Source organism: Haloarcula sp. S1AR25-4 (assembly GCF_031624555.1).
Lineage (GTDB): Archaea > Halobacteriota > Halobacteria > Halobacteriales > Haloarculaceae > Haloarcula > Haloarcula pellucida.
Map to the genome: position 1 here is coordinate 268,902 of NZ_JAMQOR010000004.1, position 25,590 is coordinate 294,491.

A 25,590-nucleotide genomic window follows, 5' to 3' on the forward strand; every position below is an offset into this window, starting at 1 on the left:
CACGTGGGCCTCCACGGGCCGAAGCGTCGCGAACGGTGGGGTATCGCGTTCAGTCGGCCAGCATCAGCGTTCGCGTTCGTACTCGGGCTCTAACACGCCGTAGAACACGGCGTCGACGTACTCGCCGTCGACGTAGAAGTGTTCGCGGACCCGGCCTTCCTCCTCGAACCCGACTTTCCGGAGCAGGCGTTTCGAGGCCTCGTTGTAGTCGAACACGCGGGCATACACCTTGTGGAGGTTCAGTTCGTCGAAGCCGTACTCGACGGACAGTCGCGCTGCCGCCGTCGCGAATCCCTGTCCGGACTCCTCGGGAACGACCCAGCCACCGAGTTCCGCGCGTCTATGGACGTCACCGGCCAGTTCTAGCCACTCCATCCCGACCGGTTCTCCGTCGTGGCAGATGAGAAAATACAGGCAGTCGTCTTTCTTTCCCTCGACCAGACTCTGGACGGTCACCGGTTCGTGTTTGTTCGTCCCGTGGCGAACGTCCGGGTGGTTCCAGTGTTTGGCCAGAAACTCGTGGTCCGCTGGCTCGACCGGTCGGAGCGTGACGTCGTCACCGTAAACGTGTGGCGCACCTGGCATATACGCCCCAATAGTGGACGCACCCATATATTTTTGTGGATTCGAATCTAAAATGAATGCATTTTGCCGAGGAAGCTGTGCCGGTAGCCGGCCGAGCCACATATCGGGCGACGCCAGACGTTTCGTACAACTGTGAAAGTACTAAATAAATGGGCGTTTCAGGGACCACCATGCGACACTCCCGCAACGATCGGCGGAAACGATTGACCGAGCAGGTCGGCCGGGTCCTCGCGGACGTCGGGACGCCTGTGTTGGTCTTCTTCGAGGCGGATATGCGCGAGAGCTACGACCGACTACGGTCGGCACTCGACGACCAGTACCCGGAGTCGAGCGTCTACGTCGCGGTGAAGGCGAACTTCCTACCGGACGTGTTGGGCCTGTTCTCGGAGTGGGGGGCGCGGGCCGAGGCGTTCGCCAACTGTGAGATCGAGGCCGCGATGCGGGCCGGTTTCGACCCGGGCGACGTCCTCGTGACCGGGATGAACTGGGACGCCGACAGGATCGACCGCGCGCTCGCGAGCGGTGTCGATACGTTTCTCGTCGACAATCGTTCGGACCTCGCGACGCTACGGTCGGTCGCAGTCGAGGCCGACCGCCGCTGTGACGTACTGCTTCGGGTCAACCCGGAACTGGACGTCCCGACCCACCCGGACATCGCGACCGGGACGCCCGGGAGCAAGTTCGGGATGGAGCTATCGGGTGGCGACGTGATGGCGGCCGCACGCACGGTCGCCGGCGACGACCACCTCCGTCTGCACGGCCTGCAGACCCATCTTGGCAGCCAGATCGACAGTCCGACGCCCTACCAGACGGCGACGCGGGCACTCGTGGAACTGGCCGCCGACGTCGAACGCGAGACGGGCGTCGCTGTCGACACCATCGACGTAGGGGGTGGGTTTCCGGTGGCGTACGACGAACAGGTTCCGCCGATCGAGGAGTACGTGTCGGTCATCGCCGAGACGGTTCACAGTGCCTGTACGGACTTCGGCATCGACCCGCCGGAACTGTGTCTCGAACCGGGGCGGTACCTCTTTGCTCCGAGCGGGGCGCTCCTCTGTTCGGTCGGCCTCCTCAAGGAGACTTCCTCGGCGACCTACGCCGTCCTCGATACGGGCAAGAACACCGTGCTGGCCCAGCAGTCGGTTCCGATTTACGCCCCCTTCACTGACGGGCCGTCCCGGGAGTACAGCGTCGCCGGCCCCCTCTGTTACTCCGGCGACGTGTTCGCAGACGGGGTGCTACTCCCGGCGTTGGACCCCGGCGACGTCGTCGCGCTGGACAGGGTCGGCGCCTACGCCATCGGTCGGGAGACGCACTTCAACGGCATGCCGATGGTCCCGGTCGTGGTCGTAGACGCCGACGGTGGGTACGAGGTCGTCCGCGAGCGCGAGACGTGTGCCGACGTGTTGCCAAGCGACGGGACCGGCGACTGAGTCAGGGCGTGACGGTCAGCAACAGTTCGTCCCGGTCTTCGAGCAACGAGAGCAGCGTCGTCATGAACTCGGTCGCGCCCGTCCCGTCGACGACGCGGTGATCGAACGACAGCGACGTCGTCATGCGCTTGCGGACGCCGATGTCACTGTCGTTTATCGCCACCGGTCTGTTCGTTATCGGGCCCAACGCGAGGATGGCGACCTGTGGGTAATTGATTATCGGGGTGCCATAGCGACCATACTCGTCGTAGCCACCGAGGTTCGAAACGGTGAACGTCCCGCCCCGAAGGGCCGACGGTGCGAGTGTCCCCTCGCGTGCGGCCTCGGCGTGACGCCGGACCGTTCTGGCGACCTCGACGATGGACTTCTCGTCGACGTCGTCGACGACCGGCACCACCAGTCCGTCGTCGGTGTCGGTCGCGAACCCGATGTTGTAGAACTCCTTTTTGACGAGTTCGTCGGCCCGGTCGTCGACGGCGGCGTTCATCATTGGGTGGGCTTCGAGGGCCGGGACAACGGCCTTCATCAGCAGGGCCGTGTGGCCCACGTCGGTGTCGTACCGCTCGTCGAGTCGGTTCTTGACCGCGAGGAACGCGCCGGCGTCGGACTCGTACCCCGAGGAGACGTGTGGGACGATGGTCTTCGACTCGACCATCCGCTCGGAAATGCGCTTTCGAATACCGGTCAACGGTTCCCGCGTGGTCGGTCCCGCCGGGTCCTCGACCGAGTGTGGCGTCACCTCCGTGGTCGGGTGCCGTATCGCCTTCCGCGTCGACGAATCTCGCCCCGTGTCGGTTCGCACTCGGTCGACGTCGTTTCTGGTCACTCTGCCGTGTTCGGTGTCGATGGCAGTGATGTCGACGTCGTGGCGGCGTGCGTAGCGCCGCGTACTCGGCATCGCGACGACCCGTTCGGTCGCAGAGTGGGTCTGGCCGCCGCCGTTCGCGCCCGGTACCGGTGTGTCCGCAGGCGGGTCGGTCGTCGCCTCGGACCCGTCTGTCTCACCCGTCGGGACCTCGTCCGTCTCGAAGACCGCGATGACGTCGCCCACTTCGACACGGCCCCCGGCGTCCACACGGAGGTCCGTCACCGTTCCGTCACAGGGGGCGGGTATCTCGACGACGGCCTTCTCTGTCTCGACGTCACACAGCGGTTCGTCCTCCGTGACCGTGCCGTCCGGGTCGACGTACCACTCGAGTACCGTCGCTTCGTGCAGTCCTTCACCGATGTCGGGGAGACGGAATTCGTAGGTTGCCATTGGTCAGTAGGTGTGTTCGACGACGCTGTCCACCGCGTGTGCGATTCGTCGTGCGTCCGGGAGGTAGTCCGCTTCCACGTCGTGGCCGGGAAAGTGGACGTCGTATCCGGTGGCACGTCTGACCGGCGCCAGGAGGTGCTCGACGAGGTGTTCGTTGACGAGCGCCGAGAGTTCTGCGCCCAGACCCATCGTTCGCCGGGCCTCGTGGGCGATGACACAGCGGCCGGTCTTCTTGACCGACGCGAGGATCGTCTCGACGTCTAGCGGTGACAGCGACCGCAGGTCGAGTACCTCCACATCGGCGCTGACGCGGGTCGCCGCCCGCACCGCCTCCGGTACCATCCCACCCCACGTCAGGACTGTCACGTCGCGGCCGGTCTCGACGACGCGTGCACTCCCGAGATCGACTGTGTAAGGCGTCTCGGGAACGGCCTCGGTCTGGCTCCGATAGAGCCGCTTGGGTTCGAGGAACACGACCGGATCGGGATGTCTGATGCTCGCGGCCATGAGCCCCTTCGCGTCGACCGGTGAACTCGGGCAGACGACACGGACGCCAGGGGTGTGGACCAGAAACGATTCCGTGGACTCGGAGTGGTACTCGGCGGCCTCGACGCCGCCGCCGTAGGGAATCCGGACTGTGACGGGGACGTCGATGGCCCCGCCCGACCGCTTGTGCAGTTTCGCCAGCGTGTACATGAACTGGCCGAAAGCGGGGTAAAAAAAGCCCAGAAACTGTATCTCCGGCACCACGCGGTAGCCACGCATCGCCATCCCGACAGCCGTCCCGACGATTCCGTTCTCCGACAGCGGCGTCTCGATGACGCGCTCGGGCCCGAACTCCTCGTACAGCGACTCCGTCGCCCGGAAGACCCCACCCATCGGCCCGATATCGTACCCCAGTAACACGACACTGTCGTCACGGCGCATCTCCTGTCCCAGCGCGTCGTTGATGCCGTCGATGAGCGTCGTCTCGCTCGTCTCGCCGTCGGGGAGGCGCTCCCGGGTCGCAGACAGCGAGACGTCGTCGACGGCCGCGGCCACGTCCGTCGCGGCGTCGAACGGGTTTCCACCCCGTTGTTCGGCTTGGAGGGCGGCCCGCTGTCGCCGTTCCGTCCACGAGTCCCCGTGGAGGTGGTTGTCGAACATCCGCTCTGGGTCCGTCGTTGGGACCGAGCGCGCCCGATCGAGGGCCGCCTCGACGCGCTCAGTCGCCGCCCGCTCGATGTCGGTCACGGCCGCCGGCGTGAGGACACCGGTGTCCAGCAGGTGGGCTTCGAGGCGAGTCTTCGGGTCGCGCTCGGCCCAGAAATCGGCCTCGCGGTCGTCCCGGTAGATACTCGCCTCGTCGGCGGTGTTGTGGTTGCTCCGCCGGTAGGTGACACACTCGATGAAAGTGGCACCGCCCCCATCGGCGGCCCGTTCGACGGCCTCTCGGGTCACCTCGTACACCGCGAGCGGGTCGTTCCCGTCGACGCGTTCGTGCGGGACGCCGTGTGCGACGGCCTTCTGTGCGTACGTCTCTGCGGCCGACTGGGTGTGCGACGGGACGGAGGTCGCCCACTGGTTGTTCTGACAGACGACGACCGCTGGCGCGTCGAACACGCCGGCGAAGTTGAGCGCCTCGTGGAAGTCGCCCTCGCTGGTCGACCCGTCGCCGATGTAGGCAAGCGAGACGTGGTCCCGGTCGGCGAGCGAGTCCGCCATCGCCGACCCGACGGCGTTGGTCACGTTGACCGCCAGCGGCGCGTACATCGGCACGAAGTTGACGCCGTCGGCGCCGTCCCCCGGGAGGTGGTCAGCGACAGTTTCGGGGGCCCGGCCCATCAGCCTCGCAAACTGGGCGTCGAGTGGTGCGTCCCAGTACAGCGCCGCTGCCGTCTGCCGGTAGGTCATAAACACCCAGTCGTCGGGACGGAGCGCGGCCGCCGACCCAAGCGCCACCGCCTCCTCGCCCAGCGACCGCGAGGTGATGCTGATGTCGCCGCGTCGCTGGAGGCTGATACACTTCTCCTCGAAGGCCCGTGTCAACACGATACAGCGGTAGAACGATTCGAGTTCGTCCGGACCCAAGGCCGGCATCTCGTCGACGATATCGCCCTCGGGGTCCAGTATCCGATAGAAATCCATGTCCGGCCGCGATTCGGTCCATTTGACCATCCCTGCCGTATCATTTTACTTCAGATAGATATATTTTAATATAACTAGCTAGCGTATATTTTCGACACATCTCGCGATCCGCTTCCGGGCCGGATTCACTCCTCTAGAAGCTGTCTCGCGATGGCGGACCGTATCGACTCGCTCGTCCCTTCGATAATCGTCGTCGCACGCAGGTCCCGGTAGTACTTCTCGAGCGACGGGCCCGTCGACCCGGTGTCGGGGCCACACAGTTCGAGCCCCCTGTCGACGACGTCGATCGCCGTCTCAGAAGCGTACAGTTTCGCCATATTCGCGAGTCGCTCCGACCGTGCCTCGCCGGGTCGTTCGGACAGTGCGTGCCCGGCACGGTAGGTCAGCGACCGCGCGGCAGCGACTGACGACCTCAGGTCGAGGTAGCACGCGTCGCCACGCGGCTGTGACCGGTGGGACGGCGGACAGTCCTCGGCCGCGATCTGTTCTCCGACCCTCTCGACGACGGCGCTTGCGGCACCGAGCGCCTCGGCGGCGACTGTCGCCCGCCCCGCGGCTAAGAACGTGAGTAGCTGGGCGAACCCGTCGTCGACCTCGCCGACGAGGTTCGTCGCGGGGACCCGGACAGCGTCGAACTCGACGGCGGCGAAGTCGGCCGCACGCAGGCCGAGCGTCCCTGCCAGCGTCTCGGTCTCGATACCGGGTCGGTCACTCGGGACCAAGAACGTACTGATACCGGCGTGTCCGGCGCCGGTGTTGGTCTTTGCGAGTACCACGAGTACGTCGGCGACGCTCCCGTTCGTGACCCACGTCTTCGTTCCGTCGAGGACCCACTCGCTACCGTCGCGACGCGCCGTCGTCTCTATGCTGGCCACGTCGGAGCCGTGGTCCGGTTCCGTGATGGTGATCGCGGAGACGGCTTCCCCAGCGGCGATACGGGGTAACCATCGGGACTTCTGCTGTCGTGTCCCGTAGCGGTCGATGAGCCGAGTGCCGGCGTCGGCGCTGATCAGTGCCGTCCCGATTCCGGGGTCGGCCCGCCACAGTTCCTCCGCGATGAGCTGTGCGTCACGGACGTCCCTGCCCGGGCCGTCGAACGCTGTCGGAACCGTCGGTGCCACGAACCCCTGTTCAGCCGCCTTCCGGCGAATCGCCGCCGGATAGCTCTCGTCGCGGTCGTGTTTCGCTGCTGCCGGCCGAACGTGTCGCTCGGCGAAAGACCTGACCGAGTCACGGAGGGCCTGCCGCTCGTCAGACAACGTACAGTGTGACACACCAGTTGTATCCGGACTCTTCGAACCTTAATCATGGTGGTAAGTGATGAAACGATACAGAATCGACCCGACGAGGGACTCACAGCAGATGCTCTCCGGGTTGTCCCGTCCCGAATCGATCAGCATGGGTGAGTAGGTTCAGACGATCCGACGGTCTCTCCAGACGGTCACTGGGCCATCGACTGGGGTAGTTATCCGGATGTGACCTGCTCAATCGTAGATTGCCTGAACTATATCCCGACAGCCCGTCACTGATGAGACGAACCGATGAAAGCAGCACGTATCGACCACGTTCACCTGCGAATCCCGGAGGACGAACTCGAGCACGCGATCGAATTCTATCAGGGACTCCTCGGGTTCCAGATCGGGGGATTCGACGAGTACGAACGGGGCGAAACGCCGATTTTCCACGTCCGTCTCGCGCCAGAGACGATCATCCACATCAGACCGACAGACGACTTCGTACACCCTGCGCGTCAGAACTTCGACCACCTCGCGATCATACTCGAGGCGGATATCGAAGACGTCAAACAGGAACTGGAGGATGCCGGTGTGATCATCGAGCGGGAAGGGACACCAGACGGAGCGACAGGCGAGGCCCCCGCTATCTACGTTCGGGACCCGTTCGGGTATCTCATCGAACTCAAAGAGCCCGTGGAGACAGCATAGTCGACTAGAACGAGCAGAAACGCCCGACATTACACTACACGATTATATATGGGACGACTCATCGATGGCGATTGGAAGACTGACGCCGAACTGACCGAGAACGACCGGAAGCAACGACAGGATACCTTCCGAGAGCGGATCCACTCTGGGTCCCGATTTCCGCCGGAGCCGGGGCGCTATCACCTGTACATCGCCCGGGCCTGTCCATGGGCACACGGCGCCGTCTTGGTCCGGGCACTGCTCGGGCTCGAAGACGCGCTCTCGATGGACGTCGTCGACCCGTACCGTGGAGCGAATGGCTGGCAGTTCAGCCCCGAGAAATCCGGGTGTACGCCGGATTCACTCCACGGGTCGGACTTCCTCCACGAAGTGTACACGGAAGCCGACCCGGAGTTTACTGGGCGCGTCACCACGCCCGTCCTCTGGGATCGCGTCGAAGGGACCATCGTCAACAACGAATCTATCGAGATCATGGAGACGCTTTCGACGGCCTTCGGTGGCCACAGCGATGGTGCTGACCTGTACCCGGAGGGGAAGCGCGACCGAATCGACGCCGTCGTCGAGGAACTGTACGAACCGATCAATCAAGGTGTGTACACCGCTGGATTCGCCGACTCACAAGCGGTGTACGAGGAGGCCGTCCGGAACCTGTTCGACGCCCTCGACTACTGGGAGGAGGTCCTCGCTGACCAACGGTTTCTGGTTGGCGACGCGCTGACCCTGGCGGACCTCCGATTGTTCCCCGCGTTGGTCCGGTTCGACCCCGTCTATCACACCCATTTCAAATGTACGCTCCAGCGACTCGTCGAGTATCCGAATCTCTGGGGGTACACGCGAGACATCTATCAACACGATGGCGTTCCGGCGACTGTCAACCTCGACCACATCAAGGAGCACTACTACCAGAGTCACACAGCTATCAACCCGACCGGCTTCGTCCCCGTGGGGCCGGATATCGACTTTACGGCCCCTCACGGTCGAGGGTGACGACACGCAGCGGGTTCGACGCCGGCACGCACGGCAGACAGGACGGTGCGAGGGGCCCTAGGCAAACTATTACATGACGACTCCGAACGACTGGTATGGTCCCAGAGCCCGACGAGGAAATCGACGAGAACCACAACGCGGTTCGAGAACGCACACCGACGGCGTGTGCGGGCGTCCGATCGCTCGACCAGTTCGGAACGAAGTGGCGGCTTCGAATCCTCTACAATCTGTTCGAAGGTGACCACAGGTTCAACGAACTGAAACGAGCGTCGGGGGCGAGTTCGTATACGCTCTCACGAGTCCTCGAATCGCTCGAAGAAGACGGTATCGTCGACCGTCGTGTCGAACCGGGTCCACCCGTCGAGACACACTACAGCCTGACCCAGAAGGGAGAAGCGCTCGAGCCGGTGTTCGACGCAATCGATCAGTGGAGTACAGAGTGGATAGCGGAGACAGACGAGGGGCCCTCAGTGTAGGTACTCGTCAGTGAGTGGGCGGCGAGCAGTGGTACCTCGGTACTGACTGGGCGCGCTCGTTGCGCTCACCTCACACCCTGCTGATACTGACGGCCGAAAGTTCGTGTCTCAGCGGCCATCGACGTAGACCATCGCGTTCAGCTGCGGTGCCTCCACGTGAGACCGACCGCCACCCCGACAGCGTCGAGACGGTCCAAACCGACCGCTGTGACAGCTCTCGGTCGTGGTACACGCTGGCTATGTGGCCTCCACCGATGCACCGAGGACCGACGGCAACCGGCGCCGGCCCGGACTACTGGCCGAGGACCGGCGCTTTCAGGTCGGCGACGTCCGCGAGAATCTGTTCGACTGACGCCTCGTCGACCCCGTTCGCTCGCAGCGCCGCCTCTAAGTGTTGGGCCACCGCCTGAAAGTCGCGCTCGTCGAGGTCGAGATGTGCGTGTGCCTCCCGCATATCCGCACCGGTGTACTCGACCGGACCGCCCGTGACCGAACTGATGAACTGAATCTGGTGTGCGCGCAGATCCGCCATGTTCTGGTCCTCGAAGTAGCCGACGAGTCGTTCGTCGTCGAGCACCGCATCGTAGAAGTCCGAGACGACTGCCTCGACTGCTTCGCGACCACCGATCTCGTCGTAGATGCTTCGTTCCATTGTCGCGGTGGAGAATTTTGCGAGCAGCAATAAAAACCCAGTTCCGAACACGTTCGTTCGCCCTGTGTCAGCACGTGCCGCTGTCGCTCCATCGGTGTGAGTGAATACGGCGACCGCACCCCGCGCTCGAACGGCCACGACACCGGCTTCGATCCGTTCGCAGGGTCTCCGTAAGTCCCTACTGCTACCCTATACGGTGCGTAACTAATGGTCGGTCTCCCGACTTCTCGACCGAGCAATGAACGCGACCGTCGACGGGGGCGACGAGGCGCTCACCGAGAAACAGCGGCGCATCCTCGACTACCTGAAAGCGAACGCCGACACGCAAACGTACTTTAAGTCCAGACTCATCGGCCGGGAACTCGGGTTGTCCGCGAAGGAGGTCGGGACGAACATGACCGTCCTCGAGACGGGTGACTACGGTGTCACGGTCGAGAAGTGGGGGTACTCGACGTCGACGACGTGGCGGATCGAGGCGTGACGACGATGCTCGATGCCGTTCGTCGTGTCGGTCTGCGTGGTGGCGAATCCGCCGTCGAGTTCGCCGACAGAATCCCGGCAGTACCCGTCGGATCGTGCTGTGGCCGTCGGTCACGTCCACGACCAACACGCCACCGCGAGCAGTGGGATAGTACTTTGCCACCAGCCAGTCAACACGAGAAAGTGAATGATGCCCTCCGAAGGTAGTCAGTCGCGACTCACTCGTCGGACCGTACTGCACACTATGGCTGGCCTCGGCGTCGGTCTCGCGTCAACGGGGGCCGTCTCGGGTCGCTCGGCGGCCGTGGCGACGCCGACTGTCCTGACACGCAACGTGTATCTCGGACTCGACCTGACTCGACTCTTTCGAGCGGAGTCTCTCGGGGACGTAAAGCGCATCGCAGGGCAGTTTCTCGACGAAATCGACCCGTCGGTGTACGAGGCTCGGGCCGAGGCTATCGCGGGAGAGATAGCCGCGACGGACGCGGACGTCGTCGCCCTGCAGGAGGCGGCAACGTTCCGGAGTCAACGACCGAGCGACTACGGGTCCGAGAGCGAGGCGTCGGCCACAGCGGTCCTCGTCGACATGCTGGCTGAGATAACGTCGGCGCTCGCTGCCCGTGGTCTGGACTACACCGTAGCCGCCGAAACCGTCACGACCGACCTCGAACTTCCCGCGGCCACCGACGACGGGACCGTCGACGTCCGCATCACCGACAGAGACGTGTTGCTCGTCCGCAGCGACGTAGACGTCGGGTCGGTCGTGACCGACACGTTCGATGCCGCGCTCGAACTCCAGATTCCGGACAGTAGCAAGACGGCCGTCCTCCAGCGCGGGTTCTGTTCTGCGACAGTACAGATGGGCGAGGGGACGTTTACTGCCGTCTCGACGCATCTCGAATCGGTGACAGAGCTGTTCCGCCTCTCACAGGCGAAAGAGCTACTCGACCGCGTGCCCACGGCCCAGCCAGTCGTCCTCTGTGGCGACTTCAACAGCGGTCCGGGCGGGCAGACGTACGACCGCCTGACCGCGTCCTTCGACGACGCCTACGCGGTCCGTCGTCCCGACTCGGAGGGGTACACCTGCTGTCAGGCGTCGGACGTGCGGAACGACGAGTCACAGTTGACCCGTCGAATCGACGCCGTCCTCTACCGCGGCGGGCTCCGACCGACGACGGTCCGGCGAGTCGGCCACGAACCCAGTTCCCGAGTCGAAGCCAGAGCCCACGGAGAGACCATCACTGTGTGGCCCTCGGACCACGCCGGCGTGGCCGCGACGTTCGAACTTCCGACGACGACGCCGACGGCCACACCCGAACCGACGGCGGACCCGCCCGCGTCGCCGACCGAGAGCGACCCGACGGCCACCGAAACCCCGTCGCCGACAGCCACCACGTCACCGACGGCCACAGTGGGTGGGTCTGGACCGGGGATGGGCCTCACTGCGGCCGTCGCAGGGATGGTACTGGGCGTCCTCGCTCGGGCGTTCCGCGATTGAACCGTCCCCGACCGCTGTCGGTATCACGGGATACCGCCGCTACCGGCCGTCGAACGCCGAACGCGGCCGACTCGTGCAGTATAGCTGGGCAGATCTACTATCTAGCTATACCACTCCGAACTCCGATTCGAGACCGGCGTCGACGGCGTACTCGTCGTGTGGCCGAGACCGCGTGACGTCTCTGTGTGGAACGCCGATTGCTACTGACAGATTCGCGCCGTCGACAGACAGATTTGCCAGCGCGTGGCTGCTGACGGACGGTTACGTTTCGAACTCGAAGATACGACGCAGTTCGCTCTCGATATTGGCCGTAAATGCCGCGAGGACGGTCTCGAACGTCTCTTCGCTGCCCGGAAGCGACGCCGCACGCGCGTCGGCGTCGTCCGGGAGCGCGATACTGAACTCCCCGTCCCCTTGGTACACTGGTTCGCTCTCGCTGAGGACCTGTCGGTCTATCGCCCGGAGTACCTCGGAGTCGTACTGGCCGTGGAGGTTCTGATAGGCGTTCGAGTACGCCGTCTCCAGTTCCTCGAAGTAGTACCGGTACTTCTCCTCGAACTTGTCCGGGTCGAACTCGGTCATTGTCGAGTGCTGGCCGCACAGGCAGTAAAGCGTTCTGTGACCGGCCGCTACCCGCGTCGAACGTCACAGCCCAGTCCGTCGAGCGTCTGGAGGGCCGTATCGAGGTCCGACTCTTTGATCAGAACGTGGTCCGTGGAGAACGCCGAGAGGACGAACACCGACACGTCGGCGTCGGCCAGCGCCGACGCGACCACCGCCAGAAACCCGACGAGTTCGAACGGGAGCTCGACGTCGAAGGTCAGTCGCTTCCAGCCACGTTCCACGTCGGTGGCCGCCGCCACGGTGGGACTGGCCTCGTCGACGACGACCGTGGTCTCTGTCTCGTCCTGCACGGTCGCGAACGCGTTCGGGTCCGGTCGGTCGGTGCGGCAGACGGCGTACGCGCCATCGTCGACGCTGACTGTGGCGCCCTCCAGAAAGTCGTGTGGGTCCATGCTGGTGTCTATCGATGCCGTCCCACTAGTAGCGTCCGCTCGTCACACCGGAATGAAATCCGGGTCGACTGCGCTCAGTCGGTTGGTGTTTTCGAAGAACTGATAGAACGACTCGTAGCAGTCCGTACACTTGCCGTCGGCGTCGTACCGGAGCGTATGCCAGTCGGCGACGATGGCGCAGTACCGCTGTGCGCGCGTGAGCGCGACGTTCAGCCGGCGTGGACCGTCGACGGGCCGACCGAGAAAGCCGATATCGCCGTCGCCGTTGCTCCGGACCAGCGAGAGGACGATAGCGGTCCGCTCGCCGCCCTGAAACGAGTCGATAGTGTCGACCGTGACGCGGTCGGCACAGTCGAGGTTGTCGGCGAGCGTGTCGCGGATACACGCGAGTTGTGCCGTGTAGGGCGTGATGACGCCGATCTCCTCGGGCGGGACGTCCGCCAGCAACCCGTCGACGATGTGGGTGACCAGACGCGCCTCCGTCGGGTTGGCCTTCGAGTGCTCGACCGTCTCGACCGATCCGCCGACGTTGTACCCCTCGATAGCGGGCCTGTCGGGAAGCGGCTCGACCGCGCGGCCGTTCCGTAGCGTCCCGTCGTAGAACGTCCTGTTCGAGAAGTACGCGATGTCCCGATGCATCCGGTACTGGGTCTGGAGTTGGAGGCCGACGCCCTCGTAGACGCCGCCGTCGGCGTAGACGTGCTCGAACAGCGAGTGGCCGTAACTCGATTCGGGTGGGGCCTCGCCCGCGCTGTAGGGCGGGAGCTGTCGGTGGTCACCGGCCAGCACCGCGCGCTCGGCGCGCACGAGGGGGATACACGAGGCCGGACAGGTCGACTGGGTCGCTTCGTCGAGGACCAGGAGGTCGAACTCCCGAGCCAGCGTCGCGGCGCTGTTGTTCGTCGCCGCGACCACGTCGGCCCGGCCGGACACGTCGCTATACGCGCGAGCGACGACGTCGCTCGCCGAGTTCCCGGCGTTCACGCGGTCGAGCGCGAACTCCTCCTCGCCGTGCTGTCCGTACGCGTGCAGCGACCGACGGTCCGGGCTATCAGCCGTCGAGGCGCCAGCCACGAGGTTGTCGACGGCCTGATTGGAGTCCGCACAGACGAGGACGCTCTCGCCGGCGGCCGCCGCCCGCCGGACGACTTCGACGAGCGTCCGGGTCTTCCCGGTGCCCGGCGGCCCGTGGATACAAAACAGGTCGTCGGCCAGCAGTGCGTGTTCGACCGCGAGTTGCTGCTCTTGGTTCAGCGCCGCGTCGCGCTGCTCGCTCTGTGCAGCGGCGCCGTTCGAGAACGTGATTGGGCGCGTCCCCGCGAGTACCTCGCCGAGGCGGTGGTCGCGTACCGCCTCGATTGCGGCCCGCTCTCTGTCGAAGGGCACGGGATTCAACAGCGCCGTGAGTCCGACCGTCGTGTCCCTGCCAGCGAGTACGGTGTCGAGCGTCGTCGCCCCGGAGACGGCACTCCAGTCGACTCTGAGCCAGACGTTCAGCCCGCGAATGCGTTCGACCGTCGCCTCGACGGGGAACTGGTCGGGACTGCGCCCCTCGACGGCGTGGACCAGCACCTCGTTGCCCTCGTGAATCCCGAACTCGGACTCGACGAAGAACGCCCAGTCGCCGTCGCGCCGGGATTCGAGATGTGCCGGCAAGTCGACGCGGAACCGGTACTGCCCGCCGCCCTCGGACCCGACTGTGTGGAGCCGTGGGATCGCGTCACCGCCGCCCTCGTACAGCGCCAGCGGCGACTGCCCGAGTGCACGCTCGCGGTTCGCTTCGCGCGTCGCCGCTCGCTCGCTCTCGACGAACGACCGGAGACCGTTTACGAGCGAATCGAGGTCGAGCGGGTTCCGGGCCGGTTCGCTGTCGTCGATCGGCGAGTCGTACGTGGGCGGATACGTCTCCGGGACGTAGTCGGAGTGCCAGAACCGGATGCGGTTCGCGAGTCGGGTCTCGCCGAAGGCGTCGGCGTCGAGGAAGTCCCTGTCGCCGTCGCGCTCGAAGACGAAAATCGGTCCGTGGAGGGAGTGGTCGGTGAACGCGACGAACGTGTCGGTGTGGTCCGCCGAGTCCGCTCCGTGGAGCGGGATACACGTCCAGTCTTCCGCCGGATGTGAGAGGTCGTCGTGGTGGCCGGCGAACTCGGCGATCGGTCTGGCTGGAACGGCCGGACCGCCGTCGGCGAGGTCGGCGTCCGTGGCCGCGTGGAGGGTCGCATCCTCGAGCGCGAAGCGCCCGATGATGTGATCGAACAGGAGCGACATCTGTCAGCGCGTTTGTCCCTCTCGAATAAAACACTACGTGCCGTCGGTCCGAATCGCGTCTGACATGTTACACGTGTCTCCAGACGCGTCGGACGGGTGGCCGTGCCGGCCGTGCGGCGGCGGTCAGTCGTCGCCGGTCGCTCCAGTCGCGTCAGCAATCTCTCGCACCGTCTGTAGAAGGTCGGCAACGGTTTCGAGAAGTCGTCTAGCTGCTGGAGCAGTCGTTCGGCGTCGTCCACTTCGCTCTCGCCGCTCGGTGTCTCGGTGTGCGCCCCAGCGCGGATCCCGTTCGTCGGCGGGATAGCACCGACGCACATCTCGTTCACGTTTCGTGAACATTTATGCCCTAGCTACGCCTGCTATTCCGGTATGTCCCGTCCGACTATCTCGGATCCAGCGGAGATGGACGGCAGAGTCGCCCGGACGACGGTCACCAGTTTCCGCATCGTCGACGCGCTTCGGGACCGCGACGCCGTCGGCGTCACCGAACTCGCAGACGAGTTGTCGCTCGGTAAAGGAACGGTCCACAAGCACCTGAACACGCTCCACGAGATGGAGTACGTGGTCAAGGAAAGGGGGAAGTATCGCCTCAGTCTGGGGTTTCTCGGGCTCGGTGCCAGCGTCCGCACGCGGATGCCCATCTACCGAGTCATCCAGCAACCACTGGAGAACCTGGCGGAGTCGACCGGCGAGGCCGCGAGCGTGTTGATTCCGGAACACACGTCGGGCATCTACCTCGCTCGCGTGACCACGGGCACTGAGCCGCCGGCGGAGCTGTACGAGGGCAAACGGGTGCCACTGACCGCCACGGCCGCCGGAAAGGCGATTCTCGCGTACCTCCCGGCGGACGAGCGCGACCGGATTCTCGACGAGTCGGGACTGCCGAAACTCACGGACAACACCATCACCGACCGCGAGACGATGCTCGAAGAACTCCAGACGATACACGACGACAGGACCGCACACGACAGGGGCGAACTGGAGGCAGACCGCCACTGCGTTGCGTCGCCGATCACCGACGCGGACAACACCGCCATCGCGGCCGTCTCCGTCTCGGGCCCGGCCGAGCGGATGCGCGAGAAGTCCATCCGGCAAGACTTCCCGAGCATCCTCGGGAGCACGGCGACGTCGATCAAGAACCGTGTCGCAAACGAGCAGTCGAAGCGGCAGGCGAGTGCGGACCCGAATAGATAAACCGTGGATGATACAGGTACACGCATGACCACCGACACGCCACCCAACGTCCTCGTCGTGATGTCGGACCAGCAGCGGTGGGACACGCTGGGTGCGTACGGGTGCCCCCACGACCTGACGCCGACCCTCGACAGCCTCGCCCGTGACGGCACCATCGTCGAGTGCGCGATTACCCCGCAACCGGTCTGTGCGCCGTACAGAGCGGCCTTCCACACCGGGAAGTTCGCGACGGAGGCGGGCGTCTGGCGCGAGGGGTTGGCTATCGACCCCGACGAGACGACGCTCGCCAACTGGTTCGCGGACGCCGGCTACGACGTCGGGTTCGTCGGCAACTGGCACGTCGGGGGCACCTTCGACGTACCCGTCCCCGACGAGATGCGCGGCGGCTACGAGGACTTCTGGCGGGCAGCAGACGTCCCGGAGTTCACCTCACGACCGACCGAAGGATACCTGTACGACGAGGACGGAGCGGAGGCCCCGTTCGACACCTACCGCACCGACGCCTTCGTCGACTTCGCGCTGGACGCGCTGGACGCGCTCTCAGAGCCGTTCTTCCTCGTCGTCTCGCTGGTCGAACCCCACCATCAGAACGACATGTGGACCTTCGTCGCGCCCGAGGGGTACGCCGAGCGCTACGACAAGAACCCCCACGTACCGGCCGACCTCCAGAACTGCCCGGGGGACTGGTACAGCGAACTGCCCGACTACTACGGGATGGTAAGACGGGTGGACGAGGCGATGGGGCGGCTCATCCAGCGACTTCGTGACCTCGGCATCCGCGACGACACCGTCTTCGCGTACACGTCCGACCACGGGAACCACTTCCGTACGCGCCCGGGCGAGTACAAGCGGTCGCCACACGACTCGGCCGTCCGCGTGCCGCTGCTGTTCAGCGGCCCCGGCTTCGAGGGCGGTGGCCGAATCGAACGGGTGGTCAGCGCTATCGACCTCCCGCCGACGCTGCTCGATGCCGCCGGGATAGACGTTCCAGACGAGTTCCAGGGGGATAGCCTCCTCCCGGTGATTCGCGGCGCCGAACCCGACGAGGGCGGGGAGGCGTTCGTCCAGATAAGCGAATCACAGATGGGCCGTGCCCTGCGGACGGACCGATGGAAGTACGCCGTCGCCGCGTCGAAAGAGACCGGCTGGCGCGGCGGCAACGGTGAACCCGCCAGCGATTGCTACGTCGAGCGGTACCTCTATGACCTCCGTCGGGACCCGATAGAGCGAATCAATCTCGCCGGCCGACCGAACTACCGCGACGTGGCCGACCGACTGCAGCGACGACTGCTCGACCACATCGAGACCGTCGAAGGGGACAGGCCGACGATCAAACAACTCGAACGAGGATACAAGGAGTACTGACCGCGGCCACGGGACAGTCGGACAAGACGAGCGGTACGGCCCGTTCGCAGGCCGAGACGGCCACCGACTGGCACCTGCGATATCTCTTCGCCGCCGGTGGGTGCTTCCTGACGATTGCAGCGGTGTCGAACGGACCGCTGTCAGACTCCCTGTTGTCGGGGGCGAACGTCGGCGTCGTCGTCGCGATGGTGTTTACGCTGCTCGCGGTCAGCCACTGGGCGACCGAGTCGTCGGAGACGGCCGGGGTCGCGATTCGGAGTCCGTGACTTCCTCGACCGTACAGACGATGGCCTCCCGACCGTCGGAGACGCGGACGACGAGCCCCTCGTTTCGGGCGTATCCGATAGGCGATTCACCGTCGGTTTCGGCCGCGGGAGGCAGGCGCTGCTATAGTAACAATTGAAACGATTCACACACCGACCGCACTGCCGTCGTGCGGTCGGGTGTGCATTGATTTTCAATGGCTACTATAGTCTGTCGCCGAGACCCACCAGCGGCGTTCGCACGACGTCGCTCTCAGAACCGGACCGGGTCCGACCCGCGTCTCACGCTGTCGTCGACGGCGTCCCCGAGACGAACGAGTCGGCAACGGCCGGCAGGTCGAACCGCCACGAGGACACGATATAACAGCGCCAAAATAAATAAAAATATTTATTCTTGACCAAAAATATTAAGCCTCGCACCGTTATCTGTCGCCACGTATGGACGAAAAACATACAAGTCGACGAGACGTTCTGCGGGGTATCGGTGGCGTCGGACTCACGGGAGCGGCACTCACTGCCGTCGGGTCGGCGGCGGCACAGGGGAAGGCACCAGTCAAGAAGGCGACTGCTCGCAAGACCGCCCGTGCTGCGGCGGACTACTACGGCGACACCGAGGAGTTCGGCGAGTGGCGTGCAAGCGGGGTCAAAGCCCCGACGCTGTTCTACACGGACGTTCAGGACGGCGGGTCGACGACGCACGTCCCCCGGTCGTGGGTGTTCCCCATCGAGAACCGTGGCGAGGACGTGGGGTACATCAACGTCAGTGCCCGACAGACGGAGCAACCGATACTGACGTTCGGTGCGAATCGGGCCCCACAGCGGCGACTCGCAGACGCGAAACGCAAGACGCCCGCGAGCCCGAAATCCATCACCGGTCGGTTCCTCTACCGCGGCGGCGTCGAGTACTTGGTCGAATCGACGGACGTGGGTGCCGTGGACCTCCGAAGCGGGAAGCCAAAGCAATCGAAGCCAGTCGCCGACCTCGAGACACTGCTGCCCACGGGGAAGCGAAACGACAGTGGCGCAAAGGAACAGACCAGTCAAGAAGACTGGTCCGGCGATACCGACGACGAGGTGTACGGCGTGCCGAACTGGACGGAACACGACGCCGGGAACGCGAACTCGACGAGCATCGGCAGCGGTGACGACAGTTGGGACTCCTGGGACGGCTGCGTTCCGATAGCAGCCTCGATGGTTCTGGGCTTCCACGAGAACCTAGACGACAGCGACGACGACGCTCGCGAATCGCTCATCGACCGACTGCACATGGAGATGGACACGGGCGACGGGAGCCTCTGTTCGTACTGCACGTACTGGAGTAACATCCCGAGCGGGATAGAGAACTACTCCAGCGGGTCACACTCCTACAGCGCGGAGAACATCCACTCCGGGTTCAAGGGGAACGTCAAGACGCAGATCTCGAACGACAACCCCTTCATGCTCAACATGGAGAACGGTCCCTACACCGACAAGGGCGAGGGCCACTCCGTCTGTGGTATCGGCTACCGGGAAGAATCCTGTGGCTGGTTCTGCAGTGACATGTACTACAAGGTCCACAACGGCTACGACGACAGCCCGGACCTCGTCACCCACGGCGCCTGGGGCGACGTCTGCATCACGAAGGTCACGACCTAGCCAGAGCGGCCCTAGCAGACGTTCAGGAGGGGTCGTCGCAGCGGTCAGGCGAACTCGTCGGCGAAGACGATGTTTTCGGCGGCGTTGTACAGGACGTGGAGGCCGCCGTCGCTATCGGCGGTCCACGTCGCCGTTTCGGACGGCCCGCCGTCTACGGAGACCGAGACGTCGTAGTCGGCGTCGAACACGACCTCGTTGTTGAATCGCTTCGTTTCGGCGGACGCGAGGTCGACCGTCGTCTCTATCCGTGCCTCGTCACCGTCGGCGTCCGCCGCCGCGACGCGAACCGAGATGGTGGCGGCACCGTCCCGGAGGTTGTGGAGGTAGATGTCTGCCGCTCCGCGACTCGAAGCGTTCGACTCGTTGGTTCCGGTGGTTCCGTTGGCGTCGAGGGCGGAGCATCCCGACGCGACTGTGAGCGTCGTCGCGGCGAGGGATCCGAGCAGGGACCGACGGTTCAGTGGCATAATCCGTTCGAACAATCGATCCAGTCGGTGAAAAGATTGTCCCCCGAACGCCCCTGTTCTGTCGACGTCGAGTCGGCACGTCTCGCCCTCGGCCCCGGCCGAGAGAACCCAGTGGCAACTACTCGGATACCTGTCCGCAGATTTATGTGTCGTTCCCTGATGGTAGTTCGTATGGACGAGAAACGTCTCGTTGTCGCCCTGTTTGGCCTCCTCGTCACCGTCGTCGTCGGCCTCCTCGCGTACCAGTTCATCGCACCGCTTACGGTCTCTGTCTTCCTCTACTACTCGACGCGCCGCTTTCATAAATCACTCCGCCGACTCAGACTGCCGGCGAGAGTCCGCGCCGTCGTCGTCATGGCGTCGCTCGCCCTCCCCTTGCTCCTGCTCGTGAGTTATGCCGTGGTCCTCCTCGTCCTCGAAGCCCGGCAGTTCGTCGAGCAGTACGAACTCGTCAGCGTGGCCGCGACGCACGTCGACTGGCTCGGACAGTTCGAGTCGATACCCGACCTCACTGTCCAGGGCCTCTACGAGGCCTATCAGTCCGGTCAGTTGTCGCCGCTGGTCGAGTTCCTCGGCGACCACGCGACGCTGTTGACATCGGTCGTCTCGAACTTCTTTCTCAACCTCTTTGTCACCGTCATCGTCACCTACTACCTCCTGCTCGACGGCCGACGCATCCGGGAGTGGCTCTTGCGGTTCGACGACGGTGCGATCATCCGCGAGTACCTCGAAGCCGTCGACGAGGAACTCGAAGCGGTCCTGTTCGGGAACCTCCTGAACGTCCTCGCGATTTCGCTCATCGCTATCGCCGCCTTCTCGGGGTACAACGCGCTGGTCCCGGCGGCCGCCGAAGTCCCCTACCCGGCGCTGGCCGGTGCCCTGACCGGAATCGCGAGCCTCATTCCCGTCGTCGGGATGAAAATCGTCTATCTGCCGCTTACGGCCATCACCGCCCTTCCGGTGGTCCTCGGGAGCGACTCCTCGCTGCTGGTGTACGTGCTGACCTTCCTCGGGGTCGCGGTGATCGTCGTCGACACCATCCCCGACCTGCTGTTGCGGCCGTTGCTGAGCGGCGAGAACACCCACGTCGGCCTCTTGATGCTGGCGTACACGCTTGGCCCCGTCGTCCTCGGGTTCTACGGGCTCTTTTTCGCGCCGATACTGCTCGTCGTCGGACTGACCTTCGCCAACACGGCACTCCCCCGGCTCCTCGGCGCGGACGACCCCGACGGACTCCACCCCGACCAGTTGCGACTCGACGACTTCCGGTGACCGGCGGCCCGGCATAACTCGGGGGAGCCGTCACGTAGCGCTGGGACCCGTCGTATCGGCTACTGGATCAGAGCGAGACGTCTTCGCTGCGAGCGTCCGTGACGCCGGACTCGATACCCGCTCTGTCGTCGTAGTACTTCCGGCCGATGAACCCGTCTTCGAGGTTCCCGACGAGCGACGTATAGAGTTCGTCCGGCGAGTGGTAGGTGTCTTCGTCGGTGCGATTCAGGATGTCTCTGACAGTGGCCACGTCGCCCGCGGGCGTCGACAACTCCACGTCACCTAACTGCCCGACTACGGTCGTCCGGTCGGTGGGGAAATCAAACGCTTGCTCGAACAGTTGGAGGGTTTCGGAGTAACGCATCGGTACTGACCAATCGAATCCTTAATCAAAAAAGATTATGGATTTGGTCGCCCAAGGCACGCCCGAACGGAACGCTACCGGTGAGCAGTGCCGGCGGACCCGGTCGTCAGAACTCGTCGATGACGGGGATGCCGACGGTTTCGAACTCCGTCATCGACGCGAGTTTCTCGCCGGTCTGGTCGAGCGACACCGTCTCGGAGACCATCGCCGCCGGGTCGATTTTCCCGTGTGCCAGCATCCGGAAGATCTCGTCGTAGCGGGGGCGCGGCATCCCGATGGTCCCGATAAACTGGAGTTCGTTGGCGACCATCAGGTCGGTGGGAAGCGAGACTTCGCCGCCCTCCTCGCTCGACGTGAGCCCGATCTGGAGGTGCTGGCCGCGTTTCCGAAGGCACCGGACCGAGTTCCGACACGTCTCGGCGATGCCGAGTGCGTCGACGGAGATATCGGCGCCGCCGTCCGTAATCGCCGCCACTTCCTCGGGCACGTCTTCGACCGCGTTCGCGTTCACCGTTTCGACGGCGCCCAGTCCGGCGGCGACGTCCAGTTTCTCGTCGAACAGATCGACGGCGACGACGTTTGCGCCCACCGCATCGGCGATGTGGACGGCAGACAGACCGACCCCGCCACACCCGTGGACAGCGACCCAGTCGCCGGCGGTGACGTCCGCTCGGTGGACGAGCGCGTGAAAGGCGGTCATGAACCGACAACCGAGACCGGCCATATCAATGGGGGCGACGCCGTCCGGGAGGCGGACGACGTTGAAGTCGGCCCACGGGACGTGGAACTGTTCACCGAACGCGCCCGGCGATTCGGGGGCCAGACCCAGTGGAAGGCGGTTGTCACAGAGGTTCGAGTGGCCGTTACGACACGAGGGACACGTCCCGTCGCCGAGGTTGAACGGAACGGTGACGCGGTCGCCCTCGCGTACTTGTTCGACGTCTTCGCCGACGTCGACGACCACACCCGCGGGTTCGTGTCCCAGTACGTGGCCGTCTTCTAACCCCCTCGACTCCCAGAGCGGGTCGCCCTGCCACGCGTGCCAGTCGCTCCGGCAGATGCCACACACCTCGGTTTCGACGACGACTCCCTCGGGATCCGGTTCGGGTGCGTCGATATCCCTGACCGCCAGTGGTCGTCCGTGCCCAGTAAACACTGCTGCGCGCATAGTACCACATCAATCGTTGACATTCAGCATAATCGTGTGGGTGGGCTGGCACGCTGACCGAGCGCCCCGACGTTCGGGACGGCGTCGTTTCGACCGTATCGAGAGCGCGACGGAGACGGTCTCCGCCAAGTCTCTCCCAGCGACTCGGCTGTGACCGGACAGAGCGGTGTTAGACGACGGCCGCGACCCAATCGGCCGTGACGAACTTGTGCCGACAGCCCTCACAGAGTTCCATCTCCATGACCTCGCCAGTCGCGAGGTGGACGTGGTACCGCTGTGTCGGCAGGTCTTCATCACAGTTAGCACACCTCACGGGCATGTTCGGTGCTACGCGTCCAGTCGTGATAGATATTCGCACGCTAATACGTTCCGCCGGTCGCTGTCGGACCGGATGTGAACGCCGCTCACGCAACGACTATATGTAATCGAGCGTGATTGTATGCTGATGAAACACGTCCGCTACGACTGTATCCGCTGCAGCAGTAAGCTGAGCTATCAGACCACGAAACACACCGGCTGTCCGGACTGCGGATTCCTGCCTCCGCACAGCGCCGACTGAGCGTCGGTCCGACTCGGTCCGAGCGGCGTTCGTCGCCGTGTGGCCACGAACTGTCAGCGTAAGCCGCACTTTTCGACCTGCGGCCGGTGTTCGGGAGACGAACGGTCCCGCGGTCGCTCGCAGGGGTCAGTTACACCGTTCGCCGAGGCCGGGGGCCCCGTCCTCGACGACGAACGTCGCGTCCGTCCGAATGGGTGCGCCCCTGTCGGTCACGTAGTCGACGACCCGGAATTCGGTGACCCAGCGGTCCGGCGTCAGCGTACAGCGAGTGTAGCCGCGCCGGCCGTTGTTGTACGCGACGTTCTCGTTCTCTTCGACGACGTATCGGCCGAGCGCGCCCGCCTCGTCGCTGTCGAAGTCGGTGTACTCGGCCCCGTCGCCGCCCGAGGAGATGGACGTCCCGACGAACTCGGTCCCGATGGTTTCGCCGTCCCGCCGTGCGCTCGTAATCTCGTTCGCCCAGTTCGAGTGGAAATCGCCCGTCACGACCACCGGGTTCCTGACGTGGTCCTCGAAGGCGTGCTTGACCGTCCGCTGGTCCGCGGCGTAGCCGTCCCACTGGTCCATCCGGTAGCCGTCTTCCGCACCTTCGAGGAAGTCCATCTCCGCGAAGGGGACCTGATTCGCGAGGACGTCCCACGTCGCCGTCGACGCTTCGAGGGTCTCGACCAACCACGCCTCCTGTCGGTCGCCGAGGATGGTGCGGTCCTCGCTGAACCGGGCCTGACACTCGTCGACGTTGAAGGCGTCGCCACAGGCCTGATCACTTCGATAGAGGCGTGTGTCGAGGACGTCGAACTCGACGAGATCGCCGAAGGCGTAGTTTCGATAGAGCTTCTGGTCCGGACCGTCCGGTTTCTGGGCCATCCGGAACGGCATGTGCTCGTAGTAGGCTTTGAACGCCGCGGCACGGCGTTCGAGGAGGTCTCTGACGGTCTGTTCGTCGGGGTCCTGTGGCGTGTCGCCCGCCCAGTTGTTGTCGACTTCGTGGTCGTCGCGGGTGACGAGCCACGGTGCGGAGGCGTGTGCGGCCCGCAGGTCGGGGTCGGACTTGTACAGACCGTACTGCAGTCGGTAGCGATCGAGTGTCGTCGGTTCGGCCCGGTACGCCTGCGGGACAGACGTGTTCCGGACGCCGCCGTCCGGGCCGATGCCGTACTCGTAGATGTAGTCACCGAGGTGGACGACGAGGTCGAGTTCGTCCTCGGCCATGTGCGAATACGGCGTGTAGAACCCGTCGTACCACGCCTGACAGGACGCGAACGCGAACCGGAACTCGTCGGGTATGGCTCCGGGGGCAGGGGCGGTCTTCGTCCGCCCGACGGTGCTACGGTGGCCACCGGCGCTGAACTGGTAGTAGTACTCGGTGTCCGGGTCGAGATCGCGAACGTCGACGTGGACGGCGTGGGCGTTCTCGGGCCGGGCAAAGACCGTCCCCGTCTGCACGACCGGGCGCATGTCTGCTGCTTCTGCGACGGTCCACGTGACGGGGACCTTCTTCTCCGGCATCCCGCCACCGCGTTCGAGCGGCGACGGCGCGAGGCGAGTCCAGAGAATCACGGACTCCGGGAGCGGGTCACCGGAGGCGATGCCGAGAGAGAACGGGTCGCTCGTGAACCGACCGTCGTCGTCGACGGCCGTGGCGGTCCCCGAACCACCGACGATTGCGAGGGCTGTTGCACCACCGGTCCGCTGGAGGAAGCGGCGGCGACTGTGTGCGTCCGGGTCAGGCGTGGGTGGATTGTGGGTGTCCATCCACGTGGGAGTCGATAGTCGCCAGAGGTAGTCGTTTCTAATATTTCATTATAGGAATAACTCTCGGTTGACTGGTCTATGTAGGCCTTCGACAACGAGTATACCGGATTATTCAGGGCGGATGTGGCCTTCCCGATAGTATGAGATAGTCGAAATTTCGAACACCGCTCCTCGGTGGCAGCGGTGAGAAGCGTGTTCGACTAGGCGGGGGATACTGCACCGCTCGTCACGGTCTGGTCTGCATCCAGTGCCGGGTGAGTGAGGCCGTACTCGGCGACCCTCGACGACGGCCCACGCAAAGCGAACAGCGAGTCGCGGCAGCGAAGAACACCGGGGCGTTCTGGCCCGCTGACACCGCTAACCGAAACACTACGCTCCACCCTTGCAGTGGATTTTTGCCGATGGGGAAGTGTCACTCAGAGTGTGTCATCTACGCCGGTCGAAGACGTGCTGACGGCTATCGCGACGGCGAGAGGCGTCGAGCCGAGCGACCTCGAACTGACGCTCGAAAACTACGTCGCCTGTGATGCGATTACGACGCTGACGAAACATTCCGAAGGGGCTTGGCGACTCTCGTTCGAGGTACCCGACCACGAGGTGACGCTCACGAGCGACGGCGACATCGTCGTCGACGGAACCGTCGAACGTCGTTGGACCGACGACTCGGCGCGGTTTTGAGAACGACGTGCCGCCGTCGGAGGCCGTCTGGACACGAGCGTGCCAGTCGTCGGTCAGTGCCGCCGCTGTGGCGTGCCGTTGTGACCGCTCTACCGGGTAGGCATCGCCTGAACAGATAACGGATGGTTTAGCGGTGGTATCAGAGCC

The 25,590-nt window shown here is 64.6% G+C and carries 25 protein-coding genes; 12 read left to right on the plus strand and 13 right to left on the minus strand.

The features are described 5' to 3' along the window. Nucleotides 1–63: 63 nt before the first annotated feature. Nucleotides 64–585, minus strand: coding sequence for a GNAT family protein (locus NDI85_RS18085; protein ID WP_310916557.1), 522 nt, complete (start codon nt 583–585; stop codon nt 64–66). Between the two features lie 170 nt (nt 586–755). On the opposite strand from NDI85_RS18085, the gene NDI85_RS18090 reads away from it, so the two are divergent. Beyond that, a complete protein-coding gene (locus NDI85_RS18090; protein WP_310916558.1) occupies nt 756–2,018 on the plus strand; it encodes an alanine racemase in 1,263 nt (420 codons plus the stop codon). A gap of 1 nt (nt 2,019) precedes the next feature. Here NDI85_RS18090 and NDI85_RS18095 read toward each other — a convergent pair whose 3' ends face one another. The 3 genes from NDI85_RS18095 to NDI85_RS18110 form a co-directional block, all read right to left on the minus strand. Continuing rightward, the gene (locus NDI85_RS18095) at nt 2,020–3,276 is read right to left on the minus strand and encodes a dihydrolipoamide acetyltransferase family protein (protein ID WP_310916559.1); all 1,257 of its coding nucleotides are present in this window, start codon (nt 3,274–3,276) and stop codon (nt 2,020–2,022) included. 3 nt (nt 3,277–3,279) lie between these two features. Further along, the gene (locus tag NDI85_RS22340) at nt 3,280–5,433 is read right to left on the minus strand and encodes a thiamine pyrophosphate-dependent enzyme (protein WP_396275580.1); all 2,154 of its coding nucleotides are present in this window, start codon (nt 5,431–5,433) and stop codon (nt 3,280–3,282) included. 95 nt (nt 5,434–5,528) lie between these two features. Then, nucleotides 5,529–6,662: an acyl-CoA dehydrogenase family protein gene (locus NDI85_RS18110; protein ID WP_310916560.1), complete on the minus strand. Its 1,134-nt coding sequence runs from the start codon at nt 6,660–6,662 to the stop codon at nt 5,529–5,531. A gap of 282 nt (nt 6,663–6,944) precedes the next feature. Between NDI85_RS18110 and NDI85_RS18115 the strand changes: the two genes are divergently transcribed. The 3 genes from NDI85_RS18115 to NDI85_RS18125 all read left to right on the plus strand — a co-directional run bounded on the left by NDI85_RS18115 (nt 6,945) and on the right by NDI85_RS18125 (nt 8,809). Further along, nucleotides 6,945–7,346, plus strand: a complete 402-nt coding sequence (locus tag NDI85_RS18115; protein WP_310916561.1) for a VOC family protein — start codon at nt 6,945–6,947, stop codon at nt 7,344–7,346. A 48-nt stretch (nt 7,347–7,394) separates the two neighbouring features. Continuing rightward, nucleotides 7,395–8,333, plus strand: a complete 939-nt coding sequence (locus NDI85_RS18120) for a glutathione S-transferase family protein (protein WP_310916562.1) — start codon at nt 7,395–7,397, stop codon at nt 8,331–8,333. A 95-nt stretch (nt 8,334–8,428) separates the two neighbouring features. Then, nucleotides 8,429–8,809 carry a helix-turn-helix domain-containing protein gene (locus tag NDI85_RS18125; protein ID WP_310916563.1) on the plus strand — a complete coding sequence of 127 codons (381 nt, stop codon included), beginning with the start codon at nt 8,429–8,431 and terminating at the stop codon, nt 8,807–8,809. A 292-nt stretch (nt 8,810–9,101) separates the two neighbouring features. Here NDI85_RS18125 and NDI85_RS18130 read toward each other — a convergent pair whose 3' ends face one another. Next, nucleotides 9,102–9,461: a group 1 truncated hemoglobin gene (locus tag NDI85_RS18130; RefSeq protein WP_188997529.1), complete on the minus strand. Its 360-nt coding sequence runs from the start codon at nt 9,459–9,461 to the stop codon at nt 9,102–9,104. Between the two features lie 238 nt (nt 9,462–9,699). Here NDI85_RS18130 and NDI85_RS18135 point away from each other — a divergent pair, with 238 nt between their 5' ends. Both NDI85_RS18135 and NDI85_RS18140 read left to right on the plus strand, forming a co-directional pair. Continuing rightward, nucleotides 9,700–9,942, plus strand: a complete 243-nt coding sequence (locus NDI85_RS18135; protein ID WP_188997531.1) for a hypothetical protein — start codon at nt 9,700–9,702, stop codon at nt 9,940–9,942. A gap of 243 nt (nt 9,943–10,185) precedes the next feature. Next, nucleotides 10,186–11,439, plus strand: a complete 1,254-nt coding sequence (locus NDI85_RS18140) for an endonuclease/exonuclease/phosphatase family protein (protein ID WP_310916564.1) — start codon at nt 10,186–10,188, stop codon at nt 11,437–11,439. 261 nt (nt 11,440–11,700) lie between these two features. On the opposite strand, the gene NDI85_RS18145 is transcribed toward NDI85_RS18140, so the two are convergent. The 3 genes from NDI85_RS18145 to NDI85_RS18155 are packed head-to-tail and all read right to left on the minus strand — an operon-like array spanning nt 11,701 to nt 14,723. Then, nucleotides 11,701–12,021 carry a DUF5783 family protein gene (locus NDI85_RS18145; RefSeq protein WP_310916565.1) on the minus strand — a complete coding sequence of 107 codons (321 nt, stop codon included), beginning with the start codon at nt 12,019–12,021 and terminating at the stop codon, nt 11,701–11,703. Between the two features lie 47 nt (nt 12,022–12,068). Continuing rightward, nucleotides 12,069–12,455, minus strand: coding sequence for an ACT domain-containing protein (locus NDI85_RS18150; protein ID WP_188997538.1), 387 nt, complete (start codon nt 12,453–12,455; stop codon nt 12,069–12,071). Between the two features lie 42 nt (nt 12,456–12,497). Continuing rightward, a complete protein-coding gene (locus NDI85_RS18155) occupies nt 12,498–14,723 on the minus strand; it encodes an AAA domain-containing protein (RefSeq protein WP_310916566.1) in 2,226 nt (741 codons plus the stop codon). 369 nt (nt 14,724–15,092) lie between these two features. On the opposite strand from NDI85_RS18155, the gene NDI85_RS18160 reads away from it, so the two are divergent. The 4 genes from NDI85_RS18160 to NDI85_RS18175 all read left to right on the plus strand — a co-directional run bounded on the left by NDI85_RS18160 (nt 15,093) and on the right by NDI85_RS18175 (nt 19,180). Further along, nucleotides 15,093–15,917 (plus strand): IclR family transcriptional regulator, encoded by an 825-nt coding sequence (locus NDI85_RS18160; protein ID WP_220639445.1) that lies wholly within the window; start codon nt 15,093–15,095, stop codon nt 15,915–15,917. A gap of 24 nt (nt 15,918–15,941) precedes the next feature. Next, complete coding sequence (locus NDI85_RS18165; RefSeq protein ID WP_188997546.1) at nt 15,942–17,282, plus strand: sulfatase-like hydrolase/transferase; 1,341 nt, start codon at nt 15,942–15,944, stop codon at nt 17,280–17,282. Nucleotides 17,283–17,404: 122 nt separating this feature from the next. Continuing rightward, a complete protein-coding gene (locus tag NDI85_RS18170; RefSeq protein WP_310916567.1) occupies nt 17,405–17,548 on the plus strand; it encodes a hypothetical protein in 144 nt (47 codons plus the stop codon). Between the two features lie 435 nt (nt 17,549–17,983). Next, nucleotides 17,984–19,180, plus strand: a complete 1,197-nt coding sequence (locus NDI85_RS18175) for a C39 family peptidase (protein WP_310916568.1) — start codon at nt 17,984–17,986, stop codon at nt 19,178–19,180. A 44-nt stretch (nt 19,181–19,224) separates the two neighbouring features. Here the strand turns inward: NDI85_RS18175 and NDI85_RS18180 are convergent, their stop codons facing one another. Further along, complete coding sequence (locus tag NDI85_RS18180; RefSeq protein ID WP_310916569.1) at nt 19,225–19,647, minus strand: hypothetical protein; 423 nt, start codon at nt 19,645–19,647, stop codon at nt 19,225–19,227. A 171-nt stretch (nt 19,648–19,818) separates the two neighbouring features. On the opposite strand from NDI85_RS18180, the gene NDI85_RS18185 reads away from it, so the two are divergent. Continuing rightward, on the plus strand, nt 19,819–20,919 hold the full coding sequence (locus tag NDI85_RS18185) for an AI-2E family transporter (protein ID WP_310916570.1): 1,101 nt from the start codon (nt 19,819–19,821) through the stop codon (nt 20,917–20,919). A gap of 67 nt (nt 20,920–20,986) precedes the next feature. Here the strand turns inward: NDI85_RS18185 and NDI85_RS18190 are convergent, their stop codons facing one another. The 4 genes from NDI85_RS18190 to NDI85_RS18205 all read right to left on the minus strand — a co-directional run bounded on the left by NDI85_RS18190 (nt 20,987) and on the right by NDI85_RS18205 (nt 24,765). Then, the gene (locus tag NDI85_RS18190) at nt 20,987–21,283 is read right to left on the minus strand and encodes a hypothetical protein (RefSeq protein WP_188997555.1); all 297 of its coding nucleotides are present in this window, start codon (nt 21,281–21,283) and stop codon (nt 20,987–20,989) included. Nucleotides 21,284–21,389: 106 nt separating this feature from the next. Next, nucleotides 21,390–22,451, minus strand: coding sequence for a zinc-dependent alcohol dehydrogenase family protein (locus NDI85_RS18195; RefSeq protein WP_188997557.1), 1,062 nt, complete (start codon nt 22,449–22,451; stop codon nt 21,390–21,392). A 169-nt stretch (nt 22,452–22,620) separates the two neighbouring features. After that, complete coding sequence (locus NDI85_RS18200) at nt 22,621–22,770, minus strand: hypothetical protein (RefSeq protein ID WP_188997559.1); 150 nt, start codon at nt 22,768–22,770, stop codon at nt 22,621–22,623. Between the two features lie 366 nt (nt 22,771–23,136). After that, nucleotides 23,137–24,765, minus strand: coding sequence for an alkaline phosphatase (locus NDI85_RS18205; RefSeq protein ID WP_188997561.1), 1,629 nt, complete (start codon nt 24,763–24,765; stop codon nt 23,137–23,139). A 423-nt stretch (nt 24,766–25,188) separates the two neighbouring features. Here NDI85_RS18205 and NDI85_RS18210 point away from each other — a divergent pair, with 423 nt between their 5' ends. Continuing rightward, nucleotides 25,189–25,443 carry a HalOD1 output domain-containing protein gene (locus NDI85_RS18210; RefSeq protein ID WP_188997564.1) on the plus strand — a complete coding sequence of 85 codons (255 nt, stop codon included), beginning with the start codon at nt 25,189–25,191 and terminating at the stop codon, nt 25,441–25,443. Nucleotides 25,444–25,590 lie beyond the last annotated feature (147 nt).